Genomic DNA, 6787 nt, shown 5'->3' with positions numbered 1-6787 from the left:
CAGCGCGTGGAGCGCCGCTGCGGACTCCTGCACGGTCTGCTGGTGCGACTCGATGCGCAGGTCGGGCGATTCGGGCGCCTCGTAGGGGTCGTCGACCCCGGTGAGCCCGCTGATCTCACCGGCCGCCTGCTTGGCGTACAGCCCCTTCACATCCCGTACGGAGCACACCTCGACGGGCGTCGCGACGTGCACCTCCAGATAGGGGGTCGCGCTTTTCGCGTGCCGTTCGCGGACCGCCTCGCGGCTGTCGGCGAACGGGGCGATCACCGGCACTACGGCCGTCACGCCGTTGCGCGCCAGAACCTCGGCCACCAGCCCGATGCGTTGAACGTTGGTGTGCCGGTCCTCACGGGAGAAGCCGAGCCCCGCCGAGAGGAACTCCCGGATCTCGTCACCGTCCAGGACCTCCACCCGCCGCCCGTCGGCCCGCAGTCTGGCGGCCAGGGCCTGGGCCAGGGTGGTCTTGCCGGCGCTGGGCAGTCCCGTCAGCCACACCGTGGCCCCAGGATGGCAGGTGCATATCCTTTGCTGTTTCATGGGGTCCTTTCCGGAAGCCACCGTCCATGGCGGCGGACCTGGTGCGCGGTCAGCTGGCGGAGGGCGCGTCCTGCTTTCCTGTCTCGGGAACGGCCGGCTTCTTGCCGATGGCGCTCTCCGCCGACCCTTCACGGGGGAGCTGCAGAGTCAGGAGAGCGAGGACCACTGCGGTCACGGCGATCACGACGTAGTACCACATGAAGTCGCCGGTCATGTTCTTGAGGAATGCCGCCGTGTAGTTGCCGGCGATTCCACCGATTCCCTGCGTGACGTTCGTGATTCCGAAGATGACGGTCGCGGCGGCGCCCGATGCCGACTTGGAGACATAGGCCGGAACCAGCCCGTAGATCGGGTAGAAGGCCAGCGCGAAGAGGACCCCGGAGACCATCGGGAGGAATCCGACCGGGGCGACCACGAGTATCACGGACGACAGGAAGAAGAGCGTGTAGCACATCACCAGGGCGGCGCGTACACCGATCCGGTCCGAGAGCCAGCCCACCGCGAATCCCGCGAACATGCCGATGACCCCGATGGCGCCCCACACCTGTGCCGCGAAGCCGATGTCGAACCCCAAGCCTTCACGCAGATAGGGGGACAGATAGTTCTGGAAGGGCATGCACGCGAAACCGTTGAGGAACTTCATCGTCCAGACGATCACCACCCACCGGACCAGCACCATGCGCCAGCCCGCTCGGGCACTGTTGTCCCGGGCGCCCGTCTCACCCGCCGCAGTCCCTGCCGTCTCCTCCTGGGACTCCTCCTCCTGGCGGAACAGGCCCAGCCGGTGGAAGGTGAACGCGGCCACCGCGGTCACCATCAGAGTGCCGAAGCCGACCGAGTACCAGAGGCCGCGCCAGTTGTCATCGCGGACGAAGCCGGGTACCAGCATGCTGTTGACGAACACGCCGTAGCTGGTTCCGCTGGAGACCAGCCCCAGGACCTTGCCGCGGTGCCGGTAGTCGATGACCCGGCCGACGATCTCCACCAAGGGGACGTAGACGGAAGCGGCTGTGCCGCCCAGGATCGTCAGGAGCACGCCGATCACGACGATGCTGTCGCTCAGCGGGATCAGCACCAGGCACAGGCCACAGAGGGCGACCGAACCGATGACCACCTGACCGCCCCCGATCCTGGTCGACAGCCAGGTACCGATCACGGCGAAGAGCAGGAAGCCGAACTGGCCGGCGGCGGTGATCGTCCCGACCGCCGTGTATCCGAAGCCGAGCTCTCTGCGCATGTCGGGCACGATCTGCGCGAAGAGATAGAAGCCGAAACCGTAGGTAGCAGCGACGAAACTGGTCAGCAGTACGGTTGTGGCGAAGGCGGCGAACACCTTCGCCCGGCTGTTTCCGGCCTTCTCTGTCCTCACCACCGGTGCAGGCCTTTCGGAGTTCTTCATGAGGTACGGATCACTGCTTCCGGGCGACGTGTATGACGAAATCCACCGCGTCGGCGTCGTAACTCTCCTGGAAGTCGCCGAACTGCTGCACCGTGTCGAATCCGGTGTCGATCAGCAGCGCGGACAGCTCGTCCGAGAGAATCGGATAGACCTCCAGATGGTGTGTACTGCCATCGGCGAAGTCATACTGGAAACGGCACAGTTGGTCGTCGATGTGGGCGACGCTCACGTTCGCTCCGGTGCCGCAGTAGTAGTAGTTCCCGGAACTGCTGTAGCGGTGCTGACGGATCGCGTCGAAGTTCCTGTGGTCGACGATGAGCATCCCGCCGGGGTTCAGCGCCTCGTAGAACGCGGCGAGCGCGGCCCGCCGGTCGGTCTCCTGGAAGAGGTGCGGCAGCGAACTGCCCAGGCACACGACCGCGTCGTACCGCTGGTCGATGTGCTCACCCAGCTTCCGCCAGTCCGCCTGAACGGCGGGGAAGGACAGGCCCCGCCGTTCGGCGTTGCGCCGGGTCCGCGCGATCATCTCCGCGCTGCCGTCCGCCGCGGTGACGTCGAAACCCTGCTGGGCCAGGGTCACCGCGTGGTACCCCGTCCCCGCCGCCACGTCGAGCACCCGGCCGGCCTCCGCCTCGCGCAGGAGTTCCGCGAAGAAGTCCTGCTCGCCCGTGCGGCGGCGGTCCCAGTCGATGAGCTGGTCCCAGCGGTCCACCAGCTTGCTGACGTACTGCCCCTCGAAGTCCTCGGCGTCCCTGGTGGCCCGTGCGAGGCCAGGGGCGTCCGATGTCCGGGGCGTGGGTGTGGTCACGGTGGTCCTCCGGCTCTCGGCGGTGCTGAGCGTCCACGCGGGCAGCGGGACGTGGGGCACGGTCGTCGGCGGTTCCCCGGCCGACGGCGGGATCAGCTGAACTTGGCAGCGAAGGCCCGGTACTTGGCAGCCAGTTCATCGGCCCATCCCTGGGCGTCGCCCAGCTTCATGCTCGGGCAGTCGTAGTCGAGCAGTCGCTTCATCACGGTCATCTCCCGAGCGGCGAAGTGCACCGTCCCGTCGCTGTCGATCCGGTCGATGCCGTCCGCGCGCTGGCAGTCCTCGTTGATGCGGACCGCCTCGTCGCGGCTCAGCCCATCCGGGAGGTCGAGGATCCCTCCGCCCCGGTGGACCCGGACCGGGTAGCCGCCCGGAAGACCGCCGGGGGCGGGCGCGTGGGCCGCCACACCACTGTCGGTGGCCATGCCTCGCAGCACTCGTACGGCCGAGGACGCGGTGAGCAGCTGGCCGTCCACCCCGCCCAGCCGCTTGAGCCGCCGGTCGAGCTGGGCGAAGAGCGCGGCATGGTCGACCTCGGCCGGCGAGAGCCGGTCCGACGCCGTCACCGCCAGGTGGTAGGCGCCCCGCCCGGCGTCACCGAAGCGCGGCACGTAGTGGCTGAAGTAGTGCTGGGCGGTCAGCCTGACCTGCACCTGGGAGGGGTGCAGGTCCAGCAGGTGCGCGGACCCCCAGGTGAGCGCCGGGACGATGTTGGCGACGTTGCCGACGCCGATGGCCGGCGCCAGGCCGACCTTGTCGAGCACGGGTCCCACCGCGTCGGGGAAGGACGCGTTGACCACCGGGGCCTGGATGCCGGAATCCCGGACCGCCCGCATCAGCAAGTGGTTGAGCGTCAGGTGCATGGGCAGCCACGGTCCGAACTGCGCCTCGTCGAGCTCCTGGAAGACGTCTTGGGGCAGGGAGGTGATGACCCGCCAGGACTGGAGTGAGGCGCCCATGAAGATGAGGTCGGGACGGACCCGGGCCAAGGTCTCGGCGGTGGCGTCGACGTCGTGCAGATCGACGCGGACGGTGTCGACCTCACCGTGCTCACCGAGGTTGGTGGCGGTGAACAGGGCCAGATTGGCGCGCCTGCGGATGAGATCGGTGTCGCGCCCGGCGAGCACGACACGGTTGGTAGCGGGGTCACCGAGCAGCATGGAGAGCACCCGGCCGCTCAGATCGCCCATGCCCACCAGCATGATCAGCGGCTTGGTGGAACCGTCCGTCGACGAAGTCACAGAATTCCCTTCATGGTGTTTCGGGCACTCAGCGGGGATAGGAGCCGTTGTCGGCGCGCAGGAGGGCGCCGGTGAGAGTCCGGGAGTCGTCGCTGAGAAGGTAGGCGCAGACATCGGCGACGTACTCGGGCAGGATGTCGCCGTCGAGCTGTTCCTGCCGCTTGTACTCCGCGTAGCGGTAGGCAGGTATCCGGTCGGCGATGGCCGTGTTGACGATGAGGCCCGGCGAGACCACGTTGACCCGGATGTAGGGGGCGAAGTTCATGGCGTTCGACTTGGTGAGACCGATGACGCCGGCCTTCACCGTGCCGTAGAGCGCGTCGGAGCTGCCGACCTCGCCGGCCACGGACGCGAGGTTGACGATGGCGCCTCGCCGCTCGGCGGGCAGCAGGTGTTCGGCGAAGCGCCGGGACAGCCATACCGGTCCCTTGATGTTCACCGCGATGACCCGTTCGATCGTCTCGTCGTCGTACTCACCGACCGGTTGCCCCAGGTAGAGGCCGGCGTTGTTGACCAGTCCGCTCACCTCAGGATGGGCGGCGAGGACCTGATCCATGAAGGCGTCGCAGTCCGCGTGCGAGGCCACGTCCGCGACATGGGTGTCCAGCGGCCGGCCGCTGTGCTCCTCGGCGAGTGTCTTCAGACCGGCTTCGTCGATGTCGCACGTGATGACGGTCCTGCCGACGTCGAGCAGCTTGCCCACCAGCGCCCGGCCGACGCCACTTGCCCCACCGGTGACGATGACTGTGTGCATGCTCATATGGTTGCCTCCTCGGCCGGCCGCAGCCGGTGCTGGTCCAGGTGGTCGTAGAAGGGGCGGCAGTAACGCTCGAACTCCCGCAGCTCAGGTCGGCTCTCGTAGGTGAAGCGGTACGCTCCCGGCGGCTTGGTGAAGCCGTCGCTGGCGGCGACGTCGGTGTGCCAGCCGCTCCAGGTGGCCCACTGGGGCTGCTCGCCCGCCGACCACCGCAGGGCGTCGGGGAGGAAGGGGACGCCGATCGCCTCGCAGTAGGCGGCGAGAGTGGCCCGGGGGCGGGCCGCGAGGTCGGCGGCGTTCACGACCACCGGTGCGCTGCCCGTCAGCTCCGTGACGAAGTCGTAGGCGCGGGCCAGCTGTTCGTAACCGAGCACCTCGCGTGTCAGCCCCGGATGGACGGTGGCGTGTGAGAGCACGGCCTCCTCGGGGTCCCGGATCAGGAAGGTGTTCACCTGGCCGAGCAGGTACTCGGGATCCTTGAGCAGGTGGTCGATGCAGTGGTAGGGGAAGTCCTTGTGGAAGACCGGCCGTTCCTTCCGGGCGTCCTCCATCATCCGCTTGACGTCCGGGTAGGTCAGGGGGTGGTCCGGGTTCTGGTTCTTGTGGGGGATCGCCGCGCGTTCCTCATGCATGAAGTAGACGTAGGCGAAGGCCTCGTGGAACACCGCGAAGTCCCCGCGCTCGATGAACGAGCGTTCCAGGGCGGTCGACATCGACCGGGGATGGCTCCACAGCGCGACGGACCGGTGCATCCGGTACCTCCTCGGAGATCGAAAGGGGACGGCCGTTTCGGGCGGACCCGGGTCAGAGCGGCAGCAGCGGCCGGTCGAAGGGCGCCACCCGCTGGAACTGGTGGGCCACGAAATCAATCAACTTCCTTGTGTTACCCATGACTTCGGAGTACGTGGAGATGAAGGAACCGTAGTGGCAGAACTCCTCGGGCCGCATACCGTCAGGTGCGTAGGCGCGCTGGAACGACGGCAGTCGGCTCAGCTTCGCCAGGACGCCCCCCGGGACCTCCCCTTCGATGGCCTGGGCGTCGAAGGCGGGCAGTTCGTTCTCGCGGAGCATCACGTCGGCGATGAACCGCGGCTTGCAGGTGTAGGTCACGGCGCCGCCGGCGCTCTGTTCCAGGTGCATGCTCAACGTGGACGAGCCCAGCGCCGGATCGTCCACCTCAAGGCTGGAGAGCAGCGGCTTGACGGGATGGCCGTTCGTCCGGACGAGCGTGTGGATACGCTTGAGGATCGCCACCTCGGCCCAGCGCAGATCGGTCTGCGAGAGTTCGATGTCGCGGATGGCGGCCTCGTGGCGCAGGTCGGTGTTGGCGCCGAACCGGCCGATCATGTGGGTGAAGACGGCGCGCCATCGCCTGGTGTCGACCCCGTCGGCCTTGGCTCTGCGTAGCCCGGCCTCCACAGCCTCGGCACAGGCCACGAACTGCGGGACGGTGTACGAGAGGGTCGAGTTGACCGAGACGCCACGGGCCACCAGGTGCCGGATGGCCGCGTACCCCTGCTGGGTGCCGGGCACCTTCACCATCAGGTTCGGCGCGATCCCGGCGATGCTCAGGGCCTGTTCGAGGGTCAGGTCGGTGTCGAACATGCGACGCGGGTCGAGTTGCCCCGACACCCAGCCGTAGCGCCCCTCGCTCGCCTCCCACATGGGCAGCATCTCCCGGGCGGCGCGGCGCAGCGCCTCCTCGTAGAGGAGCGAGAACGTGCTCGCCACGTCGGGAGCCGCCTGGCTGCGGATGAGCCGACGGACGTCCTTGCCCCAGCTCTCCGGTGACGCCAGGACGCTTTGGGCCACCAGGGAGGGGTTGGTCGTCACCCCCCGGGCCAGGGAGAGTTCGGGAGTGGCCGGACAGAGGAAGCGCTGGAGCTGCTCGCGCCACCGCTCTCTGGTGGTCGCATCGGGGGCCGTGGCCAGGTGACGATCGCGCCAGCCGGCGAAGTCGAGCGGGGAGGAGTCCCACCAGATCTCGGCCGCGTCGCTGGCCCGCTGTAGTTCTTCGAGAACACTCGGCATGTCAATCGTTCCCT

7 protein-coding genes are annotated in these 6787 nt (G+C 68.0%); all 7 read right to left on the bottom strand.

From position 1 onward, the window contains the following. Positions 1–537: adenylyl-sulfate kinase (gene cysC, locus AB0917_RS09060; RefSeq protein ID WP_366818839.1), on the bottom strand; the 537-nt coding region annotated here is incomplete at its 3' end. Positions 538–586: 49 nt separating this feature from the next. Then, a complete protein-coding gene (locus AB0917_RS09055) occupies positions 587–1909 on the bottom strand; it encodes an MFS transporter (RefSeq protein ID WP_366818838.1) in 1323 nt (440 codons plus the stop codon). A 37-nt stretch (positions 1910–1946) separates the two neighbouring features. Further along, positions 1947–2744, bottom strand: coding sequence for a methyltransferase domain-containing protein (locus AB0917_RS09050; RefSeq protein ID WP_366818837.1), 798 nt, complete (start codon positions 2742–2744; stop codon positions 1947–1949). Between the two features lie 92 nt (positions 2745–2836). Further along, complete coding sequence (locus AB0917_RS09045; protein WP_366818836.1) at positions 2837–3985, bottom strand: hypothetical protein; 1149 nt, start codon at positions 3983–3985, stop codon at positions 2837–2839. A gap of 28 nt (positions 3986–4013) precedes the next feature. After that, positions 4014–4745 carry an SDR family oxidoreductase gene (locus AB0917_RS09040; protein WP_366818835.1) on the bottom strand — a complete coding sequence of 244 codons (732 nt, stop codon included), beginning with the start codon at positions 4743–4745 and terminating at the stop codon, positions 4014–4016. Further along, a complete protein-coding gene (locus AB0917_RS09035) occupies positions 4742–5494 on the bottom strand; it encodes a hypothetical protein (RefSeq protein ID WP_366818834.1) in 753 nt (250 codons plus the stop codon). Before AB0917_RS09035 ends, AB0917_RS09040 begins: the two co-directional genes overlap by 4 nt. Positions 5495–5546: 52 nt before the next feature. Then, positions 5547–6773: a transaldolase family protein gene (locus tag AB0917_RS09030; RefSeq protein ID WP_366818833.1), complete on the bottom strand. Its 1227-nt coding sequence runs from the start codon at positions 6771–6773 to the stop codon at positions 5547–5549. Positions 6774–6787 lie beyond the last annotated feature (14 nt).

It is taken from the genome of Streptomyces sp. NPDC007346 (genome assembly GCF_040703535.1).
Lineage (GTDB): Bacteria > Actinomycetota > Actinomycetes > Streptomycetales > Streptomycetaceae > Streptomyces.
Note: the sequence above shows the minus strand (reverse complement) of the source record. Positions and strands in the feature narration are given on the sequence as shown.

Excerpts from the sequence above, each read along its gene's own strand:
- AB0917_RS09040 (WP_366818835.1), bottom strand. The coding sequence starts at position 4,745 with ATGAGCATGCACACAGTCATCGTCACCGGTGGGGCAAGTGGCGTCGGC.
- AB0917_RS09035 (WP_366818834.1), bottom strand. The coding sequence starts at position 5,494 with ATGCACCGGTCCGTCGCGCTGTGGAGCCATCCCCGGTCGATGTCGACC.
- AB0917_RS09030 (WP_366818833.1), bottom strand. The coding sequence starts at position 6,773 with ATGCCGAGTGTTCTCGAAGAACTACAGCGGGCCAGCGACGCGGCCGAG.